The organism is Rummeliibacillus sp. GQ308 (assembly GCF_059759115.1).
On record NZ_JCAXDQ010000003.1, the window covers coordinates 38,008 to 56,390 of the forward strand.

An 18,383-nucleotide genomic window follows, 5' to 3' on the forward strand; every position below is an offset into this window, starting at 1 on the left:
GTTTTACCAATCGGGCGGTTACGGGCAATAAACCCCAGTCTAAACTTCCCGTTTGCACTTACTTTCGTTTTGGGGTTTACCATCCGCTAATGCGGAATAAAATTATTTAATACATGGAGGGCTATGATAATGGCAACTTTTATGGTTACTGTATTAGGCGTATTCTTCGCAATTATGGGCACTGGCGCTATTCTTGTTCACTTTTTGCGTGATGGGCTTAATTCTTCAACTTCTCATATTATCGATCCAAAACCAGAAACTAAGTTCTAATAAAAAGGAGCAGCCTGTAATCTAGCAGGCTGCTCTTTTTATTTCACAATCTATTAACATTTTCATCACAATTTCACTTTTATTTGTATCTTTAACTCCTTTAAACTACCATTTATTGGGTTTATATATCAACCTTCTATCTATCTACCTCTGTAATGATTGTTACATACCATAATATAACATGCTGATCCCTCTAAAAATATCATATACTTATAGAACCTAAGGTTATTCGAGGAGGAATTGTACGCATGTTTTCGCCAACAACTATTGGAATCGATTTGGGCACTGCCAATACATTAATATATACAAAAAATAAAGGAATTATCATAAATGAACCTTCTGTCGTAGCTTATAATGTGAATACAAACCAAGTGATAGCGACAGGTACTGAAGCAAAGGAAATGGTCGGCAAAACGCCGATAGCTATTCAGGCAGTTCGTCCTCTAAAAGACGGTGTGATCGCTGACTTTGATATGACTACTGCTTTAATCAAGTCAATGATGGAAAAGGCTGCAAAAGTAATGGGCTCTTCTCTACGCAAACCAAACGTTGTGGTTTGTACTCCCGCAGGAGCAACATCCGTTGAAAGACTGGCGATTCAAGATGCGGTAAGACAATGCGGCGCTAAGGAAGTATTTTTAATTGAAGAATCTGTGGCAGCTGCTATAGGTGCTGATCTTCCTGTAAGCGATCCTATTGCGAGCGTTATTGTAGACATTGGTGGCGGTACAACAGAAGTCGGTATTATATCATTCGGCGGAATTGTAACCTCTAACACATTGAAACTTGGCGGCGACCATATGAATGAAGAAATTATTCAATATGCACGCAAGGAATTCAACGTCCTGATTGGTGAGCCTACTGCTGAAAAAGTAAAACAGGAAATTGGTTACGCGCTGATTGACCATCCTGTCGAAACAATGGAAATCAGAGGACGCGATATCGTTACTGGTTTACCTAAGATTATCTCTGTGAATTCGTATGATATACAAAATTGTTTAAAAGAGAACCTTTTAGCGATATTAGAATTAATTAGTAGGACCCTTGAATGCTGCCCTCCAGAACTATCGGGTGATATTGTAGATCAAGGTGTGATATTGACTGGCGGTGTATCACTGTTAAAAGGTATGACAGAATGGCTTTCAAATGAATTGGATGTACCTGTTCATCTTGCGCCAGAACCTCTTGAATCTGTTGCTGTCGGCACAGGTAGATCGATTGATACCATTCATTTCCTTAAGAAATAATTTACACAAAAACACATGGCGCGCTTTTTATCGAAGCTGCCATGTGTTTTCTTTTATTATTCGACTTATTCCCCGGGAAATAGCACGACATTTTCCTACAATCCCCTCAGTAATTTGCGGGCGTTATTCGACCATTTCCTCCACCGGGCCTTACCCTTTCAATAATCTTCCTCTAAATAAGAATATAAATAATGATCTTCCCATTTCCCATTAATATATAGAAGACTTCGGAGTAATCCTTCTCGGTTAAATTTTGCTTTTTCAAGTACACGGACTGAAGCTATATTTTTAGGAGAAACATAAGCTTCTAAACGATGCAGGCATAAATCATTAAAAGCAAATTTGACAACAAGTGAAAGAGCTTCCGTCACAATTCCTCTGCCAGTATGGGATTCATCCATTGAATAACCCACAAATGCGCTTGAAAATGGCATACGCTTTATCGAATACAAAGAGATATGCCCTACCATTTCCTTGGTTTGTATATCAAATATGCCAAAGCTATACTCACGGTTTAGACGCATTTGCTGAATTGATTCTTGTATTTTTTTTAATTGAACCTTTTCAGTATAATATTCGGGCGGATGCAGTGGTTCATGTACTGACCAATAACGCATATTGCGCGCAACCATATTCGTAAATGGCGTGACATCTGACTCCATTAATACCCGTAGAAAACATCGTTGCCCCTCTATAACAATCATGTTACTTCTCACCCTCTTTTAAAAATCTCTATTGTGTTAGAATCTTTTTCGCAACTTATAAGAGTTATGTACCCCATAATAAGAAATACTGTGCATTTTCACTAAATATGTATCCTTTCCTAAAATTTCCGAATGCTCTCTTTTTTATTTTACTGGAAATTTCACGAAAATGATATTTGTTGTTAAAGCAAAACGAATGTATACTTAAAGATAGTGGTTTTTTGTTATTATTACAGCTCACTTCTATCATTTGTAAAAATATTAGTTTTGGGCATATTGTTATTCTACAGTTTATGTTAAAGGGGGAGATTTTAATGGGCAGGCTACTCATCATTTCGCTTAGCTTTATCGCAATGACCGTTTTTAGCATTATGGCAAATTTGATGCCATTGAACGGTTATACAACAAGTGAAATCTCCAACCGCTATACCGTCCTTTTTAGCCCTGCTGGATATGTTTCTGTAATTAAAATCTTTATTTATATTATTTTAGGTTTGTGGGTTTACCTGCAATGGAAAAAACGGCAGGCACAGCAGAACATAACGGGAGTGCAAACAGCCTTATTTTCTTTCAGTGCTCTATTTAATATTTTATGGCTTTACTTGTGGCATTATGAATATTTCACATGGTCTATTATTGCCATATTGTTGATGGTTTTGTCGTTAATTGGGCTATATTTTACATATCCTAATTGGCAAAATACTTGGAGTGGGAGAATTCCTATTTCTTTATTCCTAGCTTGGGAAAGTATCATTGCATTTATGAATATTGCATTTCTATTTACACATAATCACTGGAATTTCTTAAGTTTAAGCGATCCTTTATGGACAGTTATCGCACTTACTGTTGGCACAGCAGCAGCACTCCATTTGCGATATCACCATGACGACTATGTTTTTCCTATCGTATATATTTGGACATTTATCGGTATAGCATTTAAGAACGGCTTTGATGAATTGCTCGTTTCGACTGCTGCTTTATTTTTAAGTGGCGTCCTGCTCGTTGGAATTTTACTAATTAAAAAAACAAAGCCCTCTGAATAATCAGATGGGCTTTGTTTTTTAATCTAACTTTGTTGTAATAATAGGCACGCCATTAGTGACAATAATAGTATGTTCAAGCTGAGCAACAAGAGATTTGTCTGGCGTTACAAATGTCCAGCCATCACCTGCTTCAACAATATGCTCCGCTTTTTGTGAGATAAATGGTTCTACAGCTAAAACCATACCTTCTTTCAACATAGTACGTTCCCAAGCATCAAAATAGTTAAGAACGTGTTGTGGTTCTTCATGAAGAGAGCGTCCAATACCATGTCCTGTCAGATTCATGATGACGTTTAAGCCGTGATCACGCGCCTCACGCTCTACTGCTTTGCCGATTTGGTTTAGTTTAGAACCTGCTTTAACTTTCGTCATAGCACGTTCGAATGCACTTGATGCTACATCACAGATTTTTTGGATATCTGCATTATCCACATCTCCTACGATAAACGAAATGCCGGTATCTGCATAATAACCATCCACATGTCCAGACACATCAATGTTAATCAAATCGCCTGCTTTTAATTTATAATTGTTCGGGATGCCGTGTGCTACTTGTTCATTGACGCTTAAGCATGTGTATCCTGGAAAATCATATTCTGCTTTAGGTCCAGAAACCGCACCTTTCTCGTCAAATAGCTTTCCAGCCAAATCATCCAATTCTTTAGTCGTTACGCCTGGCTTAGCCGCTTCTTTTAAAGCCTCACGAATTTCGGCCATAGCACGGCCAGCTTTCATCAAAGCATCTATTTCTTCTTGCGTTTTTGCAATCATGTAAAACGATCCCTTCTGATTAATCTCGCTATTTAACTATACCACAAAATTCTGTGATGAAGTGAAAACCGGCTCAGTGGAGGTTTCTCTATTCCCCCTCATAACCTGCTAACCAAACAGCTACTTAGAATTTGAAAATGCGAGGTAAATTAAGTGTACTTTTCTAAATTAACATATGCGTTTCTATAAAAATAAGTGCTTGCGCTTTAAGAAAAAACCGCCGTTCAAAATGTTCGGCTCATAGGAAACAACAAAAGCAGATGGGGCTATTTTTGTAATGCAATCTCGGAAATACCTTTCCTCTTTTCTCTTGGCAATCACTTTCAAACAGAGACGTTCCCCATCTTTACCATTACCAATCCATGCTGTGACGCCAAAGCCTTCATCCCTCAATTTGCTAACCAACCCCTGCTGTTCTCTGTCAACAATCACATCAAAGATCATATAACCTAGCGCTAGTTTGCTTTCAATGAGACCACCAGAATAAACGCCTAATCCCCATCCTACGCAATAAGCTAATATATTGAGCGGACGGTCTAAATTATCCAGCACAATCTTCAACCCCATCAAATAGATAAAGACCTCAGCTACAGACATCAGTGATGCTACAATTCGATATCCTTTTATCACAAGAATCATACGCAATGTTACCAGTGTCATATAAACAATATTGATAATAATAATTAGTAAAAGCATCTCCAACAGATTCACCCCGCAATCAATTATTAGTATGTAGATTTATTACAATCCATACCCAGTCATGAAACTAAAAAAACGAATTGAGTTCCGTTACGATTCGCTAGTATTAGCAAACTATATTAAAGAAGATCGGAATAAATACGATAAAATTGTTATAGAATTTTTAGGTAATCAAATCTTATAAACTTTTAGCTTCTGCCGAAGAAGATACCTTAAAACAAGAAGGGTGGAAATTATATGAAGAATAGACTTGATCCACTAGAAGCAGCCTTACAGTTTGTTGAAAAACATTTTCATAATTGTCAGGGAGCTATCTTAGCTGGGAGTGTTGTTCGAGGACAAGCAACTGAAACTTCTGATTTAGATATCATCATATTTGACAAAAGTTTTCCTTTTTCTTATCGTGAATCCCTTATTGTATTTGGATGGAATATTGAACTGTTTGTTCATAATTTGAAGTCTTATCGTTTCTTTTTTGTAAGTGATTGTAAAGAAGGAAGGCCTACAATGCCAAGAATGGTAAGTGAGGGCAAAATTTTAAAAGATACAGGAGTATTATCGGCTATTAGAAAGGAAGCCAAAGACTTAATAGAACAAGGGCCAGAAGATTGGACAAAAGAAACAATGGACATAAAGCGATATTTTGTTACGGATGTGTTAGATGATTTAATTGGTTGTCAAAATAGAGCTGAAGGCATTTTTATTGCGAGCACACTCAGCGAATTAGTTAGTGAATTCATCCTTCGAAGTAATGGCAAATGGATTGGTACATCAAAATGGGTTTATCGTTCATTAGTTCATCATGACAAGAAACTTGCAAACGAATTTGTTGAAGCATTCGACGCATATTATAAATCAAATGATATTTGTAAGATTGTATGCCTGACTGATCAAGTCCTTCAACCATTTGGTGGAAGATTATTTGAAGGCTTCTCTTTAGGAAAATAACCTAATAAATAAAAACGCTCAGAATGTATCTGAGCGTTTGTTCATTGTATTGCTAATACCAAGACGAATTCTTAATGTAATTAGCAGTCTTCCCTCATTAATTTTTCGGGTTAGCTATTCGTGGCGCAGACTTAAAGAGCAGCGCAACGACAATAATCGTTAAAATAATAGCAGGAATCATATAAGAGCCGTTGTACACAATAGAGTACCAATATACATTTTGCTTTCCTGCATATTCAGCAAAGAACACGATTCCCGCCAATGTATGTGCTGCATATTTTAATAATCCGCCAATAAATGTTCCAATTGTTATAGCAACGATCATTTTGCCAGTTTGGCCACGTCGGTTGGCAGCAATCATCATGCCTCGCATCACACCAGCTAAGCCTACAGCTGTAAATGCAAAGAAATAATCGATGAAGCCTTGCAAAGGCGTTAACACATAGGCGCCCCCTATTAACACTTGCAATCCGCCAATTAATAGCCCTGTAACGAGTCCAGCCATTGTCCCCCAACGAAATGCCATCAGTACAATCGGAACCATTACAAGGCTAATAGAACCGCCCTGTGGCCATAGACTAAAGGACAGCTTATCCAGTACAAATCCGATCGCTGCAAATATGGCGATTTCAATCATCATTAATAAACGTTTCTTATTCAATATACTTCCTCCCGTATTTCGATGCAGCCCACTCTTGCCTAAAGCGTATTCCCGTAAACAAGTATTCCAGAAGATTTCCACCCAAATAAAAAACGACATTAGGATAGCCCTAACATCGAAATAAGTCGGTCTCTATCCACATTCCTACGCAAGCATTAACTTACAGGTTCAAAGGGTTAGAATTTCGGATTCACTCTCAGCCGCCCATTTGCGGCTCCCCTCGTGGTCGATACATCAGTATTTAATTGAACACATTTATTGTACTTGATTTGATTTTAAATTGCCATGGTAATTTTCATCTTTCTGAATCTTTCAGTGAGCCCTGTGCGTATGTATAGATATATGGAGGTGTCAAAATTGGAATTGGAAAACAATAATAACCGTGTAATCTCTTCTTTGTGTTATTTTAGTATATTTTTTGCTGGATTTATCTTGCCCGTCATCGTGTATTTTGCTGTAAAGGAACAAGAAGTGAAAAGGCATGCTAAGCGCGCCTTACTCTCTCACCTTCTTCTTCTGGTCCCTACCATTATTGGCGTCATTATATTTATGGCCGTGGTGGCTGGAGCCGGTTTTTACAGTTATTCATTTGAAACAGGGAGCCCAGATGCATCGTCCAATGATGGTATGTGGATTATGGGAGCATGGCTTATCTTTATTGTTGTAGAAGCTATCCTTTCGCTAGGCGTGTTCATTTGGAATATTGTACAAGGAATTAAAGTACTCAAAGTTTAAAATACTGTTAATATGGCTATTAGTTAAATATACACAAGCTCATCAATGAATGGAGTGCTACTATATGCAATTACGAAAAGTAATAAAAACTGTAATCAAAATCGCACCAGTTGTTTATCCAATCATCTTAAAAGTGATTGATGCAAGACATGATAAAAAAGCAATGAAAAAATAATCACTAAAAACGCCGTATTCTCTGTGGAATACGGCGTTTTTTTATATGAACTTTAAGTTGAGATTAAAAGGTATAGCAACACATAAGCATGACTACTTAAAATGCCCAGCTGCCATTGCGGAAAATAGGCTCAACTGTACCGTCTGCTAGAACGCCGTCGATATCCATTTCTCCGCTACCAATCATGAAGTCTTCATGAGTAATTGATGTATTAATACCTTTTTCTTCGAGCTCCTCTTTTGTCAGGCTGCTTCCACCTTCATAGCATGTCGGATAAGCTTCGCCAATCGCCAGGTGGTTAGAGGCATTTTCATCGAAAAGCGTATTGTAGTAAAGAATATTTGATGCAGAGATAGGCGACTCATGTGGTACAAGAGCAACTTCGCCAAGGTACTTAGAACCTTCATCCGCTTTGACTAATTCTTGCAGCAAATCATGACCAACCTCTGCTTCAGCTTTTACAATCTTTCCACCTTCGAATGTCAGCTTAAATTGATCGATAACATTACCTTGGAAAACAAGCGGTTTTGTATTCGATACAAAGCCGTTCACCCCGTATTTTGATGGCATTGTGTACACTTCTTCTGTTGGCATATTTGCTACAAACGAAGAACCAGCAGGTGTATGGCTCGCACCTGTGCACCAAATATGCTTATCTGGCAATTCAATTGTTAAATCAGTGCCAGGCGCTTTATAATGCAGCTTTTGATAACGTTTTGCGTTTAAAAGATCTGCTCGCGCATCTAGGTTTTTCAAATGTTGTTCCCAGTTGTCTACAGCATTTCCTTCACCAATATGAACCGTTTTGAAGATCGCTTCCCATAATGCTGGGAGCTGCTCTTCTTCTTTTAAATCAGAAAATACTTTTGCAGCCCATTTCTTCGATGGTACAGCAATAATAGACCACGCAATCTTGTCGTTCATCACTGCATCGCGATAGTTTTCAAGCGCTTTGCCTGATGCTTTTTGCTGTGCGGATAGTTTTTCAACTGGCACTCCCGTAAGGTTATCCGGATCTTGTGCATCAATCCACAAAAGAGCACCCCCGCGCTCAATCAACTCATCTCGTTGTTCACTGATCCAGCGTGGAAATTTAGCAAATTCATCAGCTGGTGCATTGTCGTAAAAAGCGCGGTCAATCACATCATCTGAAAAATTAACCGTTACGCGTGCAGCCCCTGCTTCATACGCTTTTTTTGCCACTAATCTTGTAAATTCAACTGTCTCTGTAGTTGTATTGATTAACATGGTTTGACCTTTTTGGATATTTGCACCCACTCTTACTGCAAGCTCAGCAAATTGTTCTAGCTTCTCTTCAAACGTCATATTATTTCCCTCTTTTCTTTGCGTGATAAGGTTTCTTCCCATCGCCCTTGTTTTTTCTGTTTGCATTTGTACCATTCGTTGAATAGCGTTTATTCCCTTTGTTAGGTTTGGCTTCTGCCTTACCCTCTTTTAATTGGCCATTTGCCCAATTTTTCTCAACTGGCTCAATTTCTAATTCTCTCATGCGTTTTAGATATGCCTGTTCTTCATGATGTGCAAGTAATGTAAGTACTTCCCCGCTATTGCCAGCTCTTCCTGTTCTGCCTGAACGGTGGATATACTGCTCTTTTGTGAATGGCACGTTGACATGAATAACATGTGTTAGCCCCTCTATATCTAAGCCCCTTGCGGCAATATCTGTAGCGAGAAGGACGCGCGCGTCACCTTTGCGGAAACGTTCAATCGCTGATTTTCTTTCCTCTTTTTTCATCTCAGAATGCAAGGCTACAATCGGCGCATTGCGAAAACCTAGCTTTGATTCTTTCATCATCACTTGGTCTAAGTTATTGATAAAAGCTAGTCCACGCAGCCCTGAAAGGTTTGACAGTTTTCGCAATAGTTCTGTCTTATCTCGTTCCTCTATTTTTATGAAGGAATGTTCGACCTTACCGCTTGCTGGAACCTCTGTTGCTGCTATTTTAATGCGTACCGGATCATGAAGCATTCTATTCGCCACAAGCTCAATTTCTTCTGTTACCGTTGCAGACACCACAGCTACTTGTCTGCCATGAGCTGCTCCATCTATAAAGCCTTTTACGATAACACGATAATCCCGACTTAATAGTTGGTCCCCTTCATCTAAAACAATCATGTTAATTTCATGCAGTTTTAGTTTTTTACTTGTAATAAGTTCATTTAAACGTCCTGGCGTTCCTACAACTATCGTTGGCTTTTTCTTTAGCTTTTCAATTTGGCGTTGTGGATTTGCACCGCCAATCAAAGGGACTACAGTAATATTTGTGCCAGCAATCCATGTACGGATCACCTCTACGATTTGCATGCACAACTCTTGCGATGGAGCTACAATAAGGGCTTGAGTTGCCTTTTTAGCACCATCTACCTTTTGTAAAATCGGCAACAGATACGCTAACGTTTTACCTGTTCCTGTAGGAGACTCAGCTACTACATCTTTCCCCTCCAAAAATGCTTCTACCATCTGCTCTTGAATGGGCATTGTAGATGGAAACTTCCATTTTTGCTGTAAATCTTCATTTAATAAATCTAAAAATGCCATAATGCCTGCACCTTCTTTCTTTTTCTAATGTATGTAACGCCCGCCTCTTATGTAGACGGGCCCTTTATTCCTGAGAAAAGTTTTATACTAATCCGCTAACTCATAACCGCAGCTTTCGATTGCACGCTCTGCAAGCACGACAAGCGCATCGATATATCGATTATCAAGCGCTAAAGAACGGTTTACAACCGACAGCTCCGTACATCCTAGAATGATATAATCACAAGCTGCTTTCTTCATCTCATCCTCGATTGGCTGCCAAACTGATTTTGATATCATTTTGCCCGCTTTCACATGATCGTAGATAATAGACATCAAGCGCTTTTGCAATTTTTCATCTGGAACAACCGGCTCAAGACCTTCTTGGACTAAAGCTTCTTGATATAAGTTCGACGAAAGTGTTCCTGTTGTAGCAAGTATCCCCACACGTTTTGCTTGAAGCTGCTTTGCCTTTTTAGCTGTCTCCCGAATCATATGCAAAATCGGTACCTTTGTTTCCTTTTGCAATTCATCGTAAAAGTAGTGTGCTGTGTTGCAAGGAATAACAATTCGTTCCGCTCCAGCATTCACTAGTTTTTTTGCATCTTCCGCCATAAAAGGAAGCGGACTAGCCTGTGTCTGATCAAGGATAAATGCTGTCCGGTCTGGAATGCGCGTATCATTATCGATAATAAAGTGCATATGCTCTTGGTCGCTAAACGCCTTTGTTCTTCTTACAATGGTTTCTCCGAGTAGCATCGTTGCAAGCGGCCCAACCCCGCCAATAATCCCCAGTACTAACTTGTCCATTTCTTATGACAAACCTTTTTTGTTAAAGTATTTTTTGTACTTGCGATAATAATTCAGACTGTTCAACGTTAGTTTGATCCAGCGTTTCCAGTTCATGTCCTCTTTGTAGAACAGCGAGTTGGTTGATTTGCCCTCTTGGATTAGCTTACGCGCTTTTGCTTTAAGCTCTTTATTTTCTGCATATTTGAACAGTACGCCATTTGGAATAATGGTCCAAAGATGCTCATTTTGCGCATATGTGCACTCTTGTTCAAGATGCAGCATTCGGTCATCTGCTACATATTGCATTAAGTTGTAGCCAGCAGCAGTCACATAGTAGCTGCTTCGTCCGTTACGTAAATTGATTTCAAATAATTTATACTTGCCGTCACGTTCATCATACTTCATATCAAAGTTGGCGATACCAGTAAAGCCGATATCCTCTAAGAAATAACGCACTTGGTCAAGAAGCTCTTTATCATATGTCGAAATGATTGCTGCATAGCTTCCAATTCCTTCTGGTGTATGCTCTTCTAAAATTGGATTTCCTAAACACATTAATTTTACTTTGCCGTCTGTTGCAACATAAGCATTTAAAACACGCATATAGGAATCATCACCTGGAATGTATTCTTGGATGATTAAATGATCTTTATACGACGAACTGTATATCGCTTTTAAAATCGCATCTTTTTCCGCTTCATCCTGTGCTAAGAATACTTTCTTTTTGCCCGGGAATTCGCAAGCCCAATATGCGACTGAGTTTGATGCCTTGATAATAATGGGGTAGTTGAATTTCACTTCAAAGTTTTCATGCGTTTCATATGTGCATGTGTCTGTTTTCGGATAACTAAATTGATATTGATCGCATATTTTATAAAAGTTTTCTTTTAACAAAATACGGTCCATCAACGCTTCATCAATATATGGAACGGTAAAATGCTCCTCTAGGGCAGGTTTATTTTTAATAATAAGTTTGACATAGTCATCGCCGCATCCCATAAGAAGCAATTTTTGGTCTCTATATTCTTTTGCAATTTTCTTCATCTCTTCTAGGAAGTTCTCTTTTAGATTGGGAACTTGTCTGAAATGGAGTATACGGCTATTTTGTGTTGCTGTTAAATGTGCTCGGCCGACCACAATGGGCTTAATGCCGTATGCTTCATAGAATGAGCGAGCCATGCCATAGGCGTTCATATCTGAGCCGATTAATATAGGTAAAAATGGTTGTTTTGCCAACGCTGATCATCTCACTTAATTTCTTATTTTAATGCCATTAGTGTACCATATTTTCATTTATATCACGAATATACGAATAGATTTGCTTTAGTGTTTCTTAAGAGCTATTGCTTGCTTGCCTAAGTCTTTATAACTCGCAAAAAACTTGGACGCGGAATGTGATACATAACCGTGCAATGGATCCATTACAATGACCTTTCCATCATCGTAACCTGTAAGCACCACAACATGCAGATTACGGTACATGGACATTTTTTTCATGGTTCCCTCGATATACCAGCCTTCCTTTGTTTGTGGCTTAGTTAAATCGAGTGTTACCCACATCATGACAGGGATGCCCTGTTTGACAGTACCAATAATCTTCTGCTTGCTTGCGCCTGTGAGGTTTTGTACCTGAATATCTGCATGATAATCCTTTGATACTTTCTTCGCTGCTTTTTCAATTACTTTAGCAAACACATAGGTACCTGTATTCACATTAGCTGGATCACCAGCATATGCTTTTGCCGGGTCAGGGCCTATTCGTTTGCCGTCACGATTAATTAATGGCTGTGTAGGCAAGTAATTGCGAGCCATCTTTACTTTAGACAAGTTTAGACCATAATAATTGAATGCTGCGGTCATTGCAGTTATTTCACATCCGTGAGGAAGCTCAGGTTTTTGCAGAACAACAGGCACGTCCATTGCTTTATCTTCTTGATTGTAGGTTTCCAGAACCACATAAGTTGTATCATCTTTAATCTTAATCACTTTGGAGACATTCGCTGTTTCTTCGTTCTTAAAATCCTCATGTGAGGGGATGAACAAATACCTGCGATTCCTCTCCAAATGTAACGTCAATTCGCCTTCACTGTTCCCAATTGCAGTGGTAATTAATTTGTCTGTTTCTAAGTCACGGACGATTACCTTTGTATTGGGTATGGGTTCTCTGCTCCCAAAGGCGACGGTCAACACTTTTATGCCCTCATCCTGCTCTCCCTCTTTTGCTGGAAATACACTGCTGCAACCGCTTAGATAAACGGAAAAAAGCAATATAAAGCAAAAGAGGAGCACATGCCGAGGCATTATACTTCTCTTTAACATGCATAACATCCTTTTATATCCCGGATAACAGGCATCAGGGACCGACCCCTACCATTTAAGCTAATGATAAGGGTCGGTGAATTGTTGCCTGTATGCCCAACTGGAACACTCAATCAGGTACACTGATTAGATTGCAATTTATAGGGAAAGGGAATATTAGCCAAAATATTTGTTGTACCATACTAAGAACATATAGATTGTCCATACTTTACGTTGGTTTTTCGCTTTTCCTTCGTAATGGTCTGTTAATAATTGAACGATTGCTTGTTGATCAAAGAATTGTGCTGCAACTGGCGATTCAAAAGCCTCTTTAATTTTGTTGAAGTATTTGTCTTCTTGCAGCCAAAGTCTGATAGGCACAGGGAACCCGATTTTTTTGCGGTTTGCCCATTCTGATGGTAATGCACGTTCTGAAGCTTTACGGAAAGCAAATTTTGTATCTTGTTCATTGACACGGTAGCGTGATGGCACTTTAGATGCTACTTTCATAACTTCACGGTCAAGGAATGGTACACGCAATTCAATAGAATGCGCCATACTCATTTTATCTGCTTTCAATAAAATGTCGTCTACTAACCATAAATTCAAATCTAGCAATTGTTTTTTCGTTAAATCATCTTCACCCGCAGCTTTTTTATAAACAGGCATTACTAAGTCTTCTACAGTAGGCGCATGATTGTAACGATCTGCCAATATCTCAGTCGCTTCTTTTTCTTCAAAGATATGCGCTTGTCCAATAAATGTTTGCTCTACTGGTAGACCTCCGCGCATTAAGAAGTGTTTGCCTCTAAGTTCAGGCAAAACTTTAGCTACTTCTGCAATTGGACGACGAATTAATTGAGGTATTTTTTTATATTTACGCATAGAAGGTGTTTCATCATACTCTGCATAACCACCGAATAATTCATCTGCACCTTCCCCAGACAATACAACTGTCACGTGTTTACGTGCTAATTCTGCTAAGAAATAAAGTGGAACGATAGATGGATTAGAATGTGGTTCATCCATCATATATTGAATTTCATCTAATTTATTGAAGCAAACTTCAGGATCAAGTACTTCATTAATATTTTCGATGCCTAATTCAGTTGATAATTCTTTTGCATTATCAATTTCAGAGAAGTTTTGTGCACTGAAACCAACTGAGAATGTTTTATCTGGTTTTAAAACAGAAGCTACATAGCTTGAGTCAACACCAGATGATAAGAATGAACCCACTTGAACATTTGGATCTGAAAATTCATGTGCTTTAATAGAGTCGCGGACAGTGTCATCGATCTCATCGACAATCTCATCAAGAGGACGTTCTTCCGGATGGAATTTTGGTTCCCAATAACGTGTCACTTCTAACTTGCCATCTTCAAAAGTCAAATAATGAGCTGCTGGCAATTTGAATACACCTTTAAAGAAAGTTTCATTCAATACAGGGAATTGGAATGTTAAATAAGGTTTTAATGCTTTTTCATTCAATGTTTTCTCAAAATGCGGATGAGGCAAGAAACTCTTAATTTCAGAGCCAAATAATAGCGTTCCATTCATATGTGCATAATAGAAAGGTTTAATACCGAACATATCACGTGCAGCGAATAAGCGCTTTTTATTGCGATCCCAGATCACAAAAGCAAACATACCACGTAGCTTTTGGACAAGCTTAGGGCCGTATTCTTCATACCCATGGATCAATACTTCACTATCTGTATCCGTTTTAAACGTATGACCACAAGCAAGAAGATCTTCTCTAATTTCCTGGAAGTTATAGATTTCACCATTAAAAATTAATACTAATGATTGGTCTTCATTATAAAGCGGTTGGCTGCCGTGCTCTACATCAATAATACTAAGACGACGGAATCCAAGAGCTGCTAGTCCATCTGTAAAGTCTCCCGCTGAATCCGGGCCGCGGTGTATAATTTGGTTCATCATATTTTCTAGTACAAGGCCAGGGTTTGAAACCTCACCGATAAATCCTGTAAATCCACACATATTTAATATCTCCTATCTATATCAATTCACTTTAATTCATGTTTTAGCAAATGTCATTGACAACTTTCGACATCTCTTGATTATACTCTATTTTTCCATTTATATGTACCCTTACATACCGAAAAAGATTGCCACTGAGTAGCAATCCGTTAATTTGTCCGTTTTTTATATTCTTTCTTCAAAACTTCCAATGAAACTTGGTAAAGTTGCAGATCTTGCAGCTTGAATACACCAAGCTTCATTAGGTTATCTATTAGATCATCTTTTTTTTGTTCTTCTTCGATTGTTGATTGCTTATTCATGCTGTATCTCCTCTTAACATTAATGCCATTTAAACTTTCCCCATCTTGAAGTTTATTTAAACTCTTCTTTTGAATTTTTCTTTCAGCCAAGGCATTCTTTTAACTAGTTGGTGATAAACCAGAAAACCCAATAGAGCGCCTAACGTATTAAGCCATAAATCATCAACATCTGTGCTTCGGTACTGGGGAAGTTGCATCGTTTCAATAAAAAGGGATAAACAAAATCCGACGATCAATAAATAGAAGAATTTTTCCATTTTCCGCCATAACATCGGAAGAAGAAATCCAATGGGCATAAAAATAGCGATATTCCCGAGAAAGTTAATAAAAAACGGTTGCCATAAACCTAAATAATGGATGGCGTTATATACATCTGTGAATACACGAAACAAATGGAGATTGATTCCTAAAGAATCGGTATCCGTGATTCGCTTTTCCGCATAGCTAAAGCTAACGCCATTTTTAGGGATTATGGTTTCATAAAACAAGCCCACTAAATAAATCCCAAAAATAATTATTCCTGCTTCACGAAGCGGATTACGTTGAGAGGCCTTTTGTTTTCTTTTCATCCGTAAACGAATGAAAATAACAAAGGGTACAGCAATCATCATAACAATTAGCATATCAAGTGTGTATTGAAGTATATAAGACAACTTCTTCACTCATTTCTCTCTATCTAACAGGACAAATTATATAACATTAGGTTGCGTGCTCACCATAAATATCTCTAATAAAATTGGATTTTTAAGAAAGATAGAACTACTTCCCTACGTTACAGCACTAACTTCCTACTATTTTATTTTGTTAGGTATGGGGCTTTTCTTGAAAGAATTACCTCTTTAAGTGATTCTAATTTTTCAATCACAGTTTGCGAACAAGCTTCCAATTCAGCTAAATATTTTTCTGCAAGTTGATTCTTGTTAGCGTTATAAGCATTTATGGCCAATTTTGCGATTTCATGTACTTGTTCATGTGGTACTTTTAATTCCTTAAATGCAGGTTCATCTCCAAGCAATTCTCTGCCCATTCCATCATACCATTCACCAAGCCGTGATTCTTTGTGCGTTCCAATATCCTCGACGCTCAATTGTTCAAAACCGCTAAGTAGATTGTAGATACGCCAACGCCAGAGCAGATGATCGGTAATAGCTAGTGATATCACATCTTCTTGGCTGATAATAAAGTTCTTTGAAATGGTATTTGTACGATAATCAATAATCATTTTGCTAAGTGTATAAATGATTTCTCCCGTTGTGTGGGATAATTCTTTGCTTTTCACAGCATGCTCAGCAATATTGCGTATCCTGTCCGCGATTTCATTAGCAGCGGTAGCTTGCTGCTTAGAGGCTGAAGCGACATCTTCGATATTTTCACCTTGATCTTGTAGGTTTTCATTCAAAGCAGCTAATGTCTTTGTAATGCCTGTTGCTTCAAGGGAGCCAATATGTAAATCTTCTGCTGATTTAGTTGTTAATTCATTAATCTTTTTTGTAGTAATTAAGAGCTTTTGAATGTCTTCATGCACAGACTTAACAGAGGTCTTTGTATGATCTGCCAGTTTTCTTACTTCCTCTGCTACAATGGCAAAACCTTTACCAGCCTCTCCTGCTCTTGCGGCTTCAATCGATGCATTTAATGCAAGTAGGTTTGTCTGTTCCGCTAGGTCTTGAATAAATTTTACCAGCTGAGAGACATTATTGACTGTACTAACCAAATCTGAGACATGTTCATTAACGCTTCCTTGACCTTCATCTGTTACTGCTAGCAACTCTTGTACTGATTGTAACGAGCTAATACCTTTATTCAATTCCTTCAATGCTGTTTGCGTGTCATAGGTGATGTGTTGGATAGATGAAGATGCTTCTTCTATACCCGCTTCTAATTGTTCCATCGCTTCATTTACAACCATGACGTCTTGCATTTGAATTTCTTGAAAATCCCTCAAATCCTTAATCTGATCAAGCCTAGTATTATAGGAAATAATCTCGCCTAATCCATCTACAATAGAGTTTGCTTGTATTTCTATATAGGTCTCAACAATGATTTGCTGGTCTATACTTACTAACGTTTCATAAGCTAAAAGGACATCCATTGCCTTTTCAATGTCTCGGCTATACTTTTTAATAATCAGTGGAATAATCATTTGATTGATATAGGTATATGCTGAAATCATCCAATCTGGCAATACACCAATTTTCGCATGTGTATGCGCGATTTTACGGCGATCAAAAATATATTGTAAATCCAAGTCGTCCTGGAAAAGGCTACGGAAGTGCCGGTCAAAGGTTATTTTTAGACGATCAACATGTGAATACGTATCGATTATTTCTTTAAACTCTGGAATAGCCATTAAATGTTCGTAGAAGCTCGTCAAGATTTTTTCGTGATGTTCAATATACAGGTCGCATAAATCTTTTACCGCTTCCCTCCTAATAGAGGAAAGTCCCAAAAAATCAAGTTTGCGCTGAAATCTTTCATTGGCGACAAGATCGGTACCAGGTGTGGAAGAGAAATATTGATAGTGTTTTTTTAACTTTGGAAACATAAGATGATCCTCCTTCGGTTTTCAGCAACACACCCTATATATTTATTCAAAAGCAACAAGAAATTATGTCTATAGGGAACGTATTCCCCTTATTATAATGGAGTTCCCACCACTTTAATACAACTTTATATCTAGTTTTTTTACACTATTTACATAGTGTTTTAGGTAACAATCATTAAAAAAGGAGCCATTTTTAATGGCTCCCTACTTAAAATCATATTTATGATGCAAAAAACATAACTGTTGGAACAAATGATAAAACAAAGAATAAAGCATACCAGCCAGAGACTCTTTTCAATGAAAAGCTACGTCTCTTTTTCTCTGCGTAAAACGCATCGAAGAATACTGCGCAAACCAACGGAATGCTCATGCAATATACGGCTATTAGGATAAGATCATTAAAATTCATTTTGGCATCCCCCTTTAATTTAAACGTTCAATTGTGACAACTTTATGTCTATATAATACGCTAGTCGGACACAAAATGTCAACAATTCATTCACAAATTGGACAAATTTATTTTTCCAAGGACTTATTTATAGAATAAGTACCCAGAAACAGCAATTAAAAAGCAAAAAAGCAGACCTGCCTTAAATAAGATTAGTATTCATTTTTATAAATAATTATAATTTGATTAACAAATAGAAAGT

General features: G+C 37.9%; 20 protein-coding genes and 1 riboswitch. Of the genes, 6 read left to right on the forward strand and 14 right to left on the reverse strand.

The features are described 5' to 3' along the window. Nucleotides 1-129 precede the first annotated feature (129 nt). Both AC6CHJ_RS12550 and mreBH read left to right on the forward strand, forming a co-directional pair. A complete protein-coding gene (locus tag AC6CHJ_RS12550; protein WP_158512599.1) occupies nt 130-270 on the forward strand; it encodes a hypothetical protein in 141 nt (46 codons plus the stop codon). A gap of 248 nt (nt 271-518) precedes the next feature. After that, nucleotides 519-1,517, forward strand: coding sequence for a rod-share determining protein MreBH (gene mreBH / locus AC6CHJ_RS12555; protein WP_066789759.1), 999 nt, complete (start codon nt 519-521; stop codon nt 1,515-1,517). A gap of 158 nt (nt 1,518-1,675) precedes the next feature. Here the strand turns inward: mreBH and AC6CHJ_RS12560 are convergent, their stop codons facing one another. Beyond that, the gene (locus AC6CHJ_RS12560; RefSeq protein WP_147197218.1) at nt 1,676-2,221 is read right to left on the reverse strand and encodes a GNAT family N-acetyltransferase; all 546 of its coding nucleotides are present in this window, start codon (nt 2,219-2,221) and stop codon (nt 1,676-1,678) included. Nucleotides 2,222-2,535: 314 nt separating this feature from the next. On the opposite strand from AC6CHJ_RS12560, the gene AC6CHJ_RS12565 reads away from it, so the two are divergent. After that, the gene (locus AC6CHJ_RS12565) at nt 2,536-3,264 is read left to right on the forward strand and encodes a TspO-related membrane protein (RefSeq protein ID WP_244946717.1); all 729 of its coding nucleotides are present in this window, start codon (nt 2,536-2,538) and stop codon (nt 3,262-3,264) included. 18 nt (nt 3,265-3,282) lie between these two features. On the opposite strand, the gene map is transcribed toward AC6CHJ_RS12565, so the two are convergent. Together map and AC6CHJ_RS12575 are read right to left on the reverse strand one after the other, a co-directional pair. Continuing rightward, nucleotides 3,283-4,035 (reverse strand): type I methionyl aminopeptidase, encoded by a 753-nt coding sequence (gene map / locus AC6CHJ_RS12570; protein WP_249774776.1) that lies wholly within the window; start codon nt 4,033-4,035, stop codon nt 3,283-3,285. Between the two features lie 183 nt (nt 4,036-4,218). Then, the gene (locus tag AC6CHJ_RS12575; protein ID WP_147197348.1) at nt 4,219-4,731 is read right to left on the reverse strand and encodes a DUF2179 domain-containing protein; all 513 of its coding nucleotides are present in this window, start codon (nt 4,729-4,731) and stop codon (nt 4,219-4,221) included. 240 nt (nt 4,732-4,971) lie between these two features. Between AC6CHJ_RS12575 and AC6CHJ_RS12580 the strand changes: the two genes are divergently transcribed. Further along, entirely contained in the window at nt 4,972-5,682 is a 711-nt protein-coding gene (locus AC6CHJ_RS12580) for a nucleotidyltransferase domain-containing protein (protein ID WP_498288795.1), read from the forward strand. A gap of 97 nt (nt 5,683-5,779) precedes the next feature. Here the strand turns inward: AC6CHJ_RS12580 and thiT are convergent, their stop codons facing one another. Next, on the reverse strand, nt 5,780-6,343 hold the full coding sequence (thiT, locus tag AC6CHJ_RS12585; protein ID WP_147197224.1) for an energy-coupled thiamine transporter ThiT: 564 nt from the start codon (nt 6,341-6,343) through the stop codon (nt 5,780-5,782). A gap of 124 nt (nt 6,344-6,467) precedes the next feature. Then, a riboswitch (TPP riboswitch) is annotated at nt 6,468-6,574 on the reverse strand. A gap of 126 nt (nt 6,575-6,700) precedes the next feature. Here thiT and AC6CHJ_RS12590 point away from each other — a divergent pair. Both AC6CHJ_RS12590 and yxzF read left to right on the forward strand, forming a co-directional pair. Then, a complete protein-coding gene (locus AC6CHJ_RS12590; protein WP_066789768.1) occupies nt 6,701-7,078 on the forward strand; it encodes a magnetosome magnetite crystal formation protein family in 378 nt (125 codons plus the stop codon). A gap of 64 nt (nt 7,079-7,142) precedes the next feature. Continuing rightward, a complete protein-coding gene (yxzF, locus tag AC6CHJ_RS12595) occupies nt 7,143-7,253 on the forward strand; it encodes a small protein YxzF (protein WP_490722674.1) in 111 nt (36 codons plus the stop codon). 96 nt (nt 7,254-7,349) lie between these two features. Here the strand turns inward: yxzF and AC6CHJ_RS12600 are convergent, their stop codons facing one another. The 10 genes from AC6CHJ_RS12600 to AC6CHJ_RS12645 all read right to left on the reverse strand — a co-directional run bounded on the left by AC6CHJ_RS12600 (nt 7,350) and on the right by AC6CHJ_RS12645 (nt 18,142). Continuing rightward, nucleotides 7,350-8,579, reverse strand: coding sequence for an aminopeptidase (locus tag AC6CHJ_RS12600; protein WP_066789769.1), 1,230 nt, complete (start codon nt 8,577-8,579; stop codon nt 7,350-7,352). Nucleotide 8,580: 1 nt separating this feature from the next. Next, on the reverse strand, nt 8,581-9,813 hold the full coding sequence (locus tag AC6CHJ_RS12605) for a DEAD/DEAH box helicase (protein ID WP_147197228.1): 1,233 nt from the start codon (nt 9,811-9,813) through the stop codon (nt 8,581-8,583). Between the two features lie 87 nt (nt 9,814-9,900). Continuing rightward, the gene (cuyB, locus tag AC6CHJ_RS12610; protein ID WP_249774780.1) at nt 9,901-10,602 is read right to left on the reverse strand and encodes a cysteate racemase; all 702 of its coding nucleotides are present in this window, start codon (nt 10,600-10,602) and stop codon (nt 9,901-9,903) included. A gap of 3 nt (nt 10,603-10,605) precedes the next feature. Then, complete coding sequence (locus AC6CHJ_RS12615) at nt 10,606-11,778, reverse strand: carboxylate--amine ligase (RefSeq protein WP_066791933.1); 1,173 nt, start codon at nt 11,776-11,778, stop codon at nt 10,606-10,608. Between the two features lie 129 nt (nt 11,779-11,907). Then, entirely contained in the window at nt 11,908-12,903 is a 996-nt protein-coding gene (locus tag AC6CHJ_RS12620; RefSeq protein WP_498288797.1) for a C39 family peptidase, read from the reverse strand. A gap of 156 nt (nt 12,904-13,059) precedes the next feature. Then, nucleotides 13,060-14,886, reverse strand: a complete 1,827-nt coding sequence (asnB, locus tag AC6CHJ_RS12625; RefSeq protein ID WP_066789777.1) for an asparagine synthase (glutamine-hydrolyzing) — start codon at nt 14,884-14,886, stop codon at nt 13,060-13,062. Between the two features lie 149 nt (nt 14,887-15,035). Further along, complete coding sequence (locus AC6CHJ_RS12630; protein WP_084246948.1) at nt 15,036-15,188, reverse strand: Fur-regulated basic protein FbpA; 153 nt, start codon at nt 15,186-15,188, stop codon at nt 15,036-15,038. A gap of 56 nt (nt 15,189-15,244) precedes the next feature. Beyond that, nucleotides 15,245-15,850, reverse strand: coding sequence for a VanZ family protein (locus tag AC6CHJ_RS12635; protein WP_244946718.1), 606 nt, complete (start codon nt 15,848-15,850; stop codon nt 15,245-15,247). A gap of 134 nt (nt 15,851-15,984) precedes the next feature. Further along, nucleotides 15,985-17,733, reverse strand: a complete 1,749-nt coding sequence (locus AC6CHJ_RS12640) for a protoglobin domain-containing protein (RefSeq protein WP_498288799.1) — start codon at nt 17,731-17,733, stop codon at nt 15,985-15,987. Nucleotides 17,734-17,953: 220 nt separating this feature from the next. Further along, complete coding sequence (locus tag AC6CHJ_RS12645; protein WP_066789788.1) at nt 17,954-18,142, reverse strand: hypothetical protein; 189 nt, start codon at nt 18,140-18,142, stop codon at nt 17,954-17,956. Nucleotides 18,143-18,383: the final 241 nt, after the last annotated feature.

Excerpts from the sequence above, each read along its gene's own strand:
- AC6CHJ_RS12550 (WP_158512599.1), top strand. The coding sequence starts at position 130 with ATGGCAACTTTTATGGTTACTGTATTAGGCGTATTCTTCGCAATTATG.
- mreBH (WP_066789759.1), top strand. The coding sequence starts at position 519 with ATGTTTTCGCCAACAACTATTGGAATCGATTTGGGCACTGCCAATACA.
- AC6CHJ_RS12560 (WP_147197218.1), bottom strand. The coding sequence starts at position 2,221 with ATGATTGTTATAGAGGGGCAACGATGTTTTCTACGGGTATTAATGGAG.
- AC6CHJ_RS12565 (WP_244946717.1), top strand. The coding sequence starts at position 2,536 with ATGGGCAGGCTACTCATCATTTCGCTTAGCTTTATCGCAATGACCGTT.
- map (WP_249774776.1), bottom strand. The coding sequence starts at position 4,035 with ATGATTGCAAAAACGCAAGAAGAAATAGATGCTTTGATGAAAGCTGGC.
- AC6CHJ_RS12575 (WP_147197348.1), bottom strand. The coding sequence starts at position 4,731 with ATGCTTTTACTAATTATTATTATCAATATTGTTTATATGACACTGGTA.
- AC6CHJ_RS12580 (WP_498288795.1), top strand. The coding sequence starts at position 4,972 with ATGAAGAATAGACTTGATCCACTAGAAGCAGCCTTACAGTTTGTTGAA.
- yxzF (WP_490722674.1), top strand. The coding sequence starts at position 7,143 with ATGCAATTACGAAAAGTAATAAAAACTGTAATCAAAATCGCACCAGTT.
- AC6CHJ_RS12600 (WP_066789769.1), bottom strand. The coding sequence starts at position 8,579 with ATGACGTTTGAAGAGAAGCTAGAACAATTTGCTGAGCTTGCAGTAAGA.
- AC6CHJ_RS12605 (WP_147197228.1), bottom strand. The coding sequence starts at position 9,813 with ATGGCATTTTTAGATTTATTAAATGAAGATTTACAGCAAAAATGGAAG.
- cuyB (WP_249774780.1), bottom strand. The coding sequence starts at position 10,602 with ATGGACAAGTTAGTACTGGGGATTATTGGCGGGGTTGGGCCGCTTGCA.
- AC6CHJ_RS12615 (WP_066791933.1), bottom strand. The coding sequence starts at position 11,778 with ATGAACGCCTATGGCATGGCTCGCTCATTCTATGAAGCATACGGCATT.
- AC6CHJ_RS12620 (WP_498288797.1), bottom strand. The coding sequence starts at position 12,903 with ATGTTAAAGAGAAGTATAATGCCTCGGCATGTGCTCCTCTTTTGCTTT.
- asnB (WP_066789777.1), bottom strand. The coding sequence starts at position 14,886 with ATGTGTGGATTTACAGGATTTATCGGTGAGGTTTCAAACCCTGGCCTT.
- AC6CHJ_RS12630 (WP_084246948.1), bottom strand. The coding sequence starts at position 15,188 with ATGAATAAGCAATCAACAATCGAAGAAGAACAAAAAAAAGATGATCTA.
- AC6CHJ_RS12640 (WP_498288799.1), bottom strand. The coding sequence starts at position 17,733 with ATGTTTCCAAAGTTAAAAAAACACTATCAATATTTCTCTTCCACACCT.
- AC6CHJ_RS12645 (WP_066789788.1), bottom strand. The coding sequence starts at position 18,142 with ATGAATTTTAATGATCTTATCCTAATAGCCGTATATTGCATGAGCATT.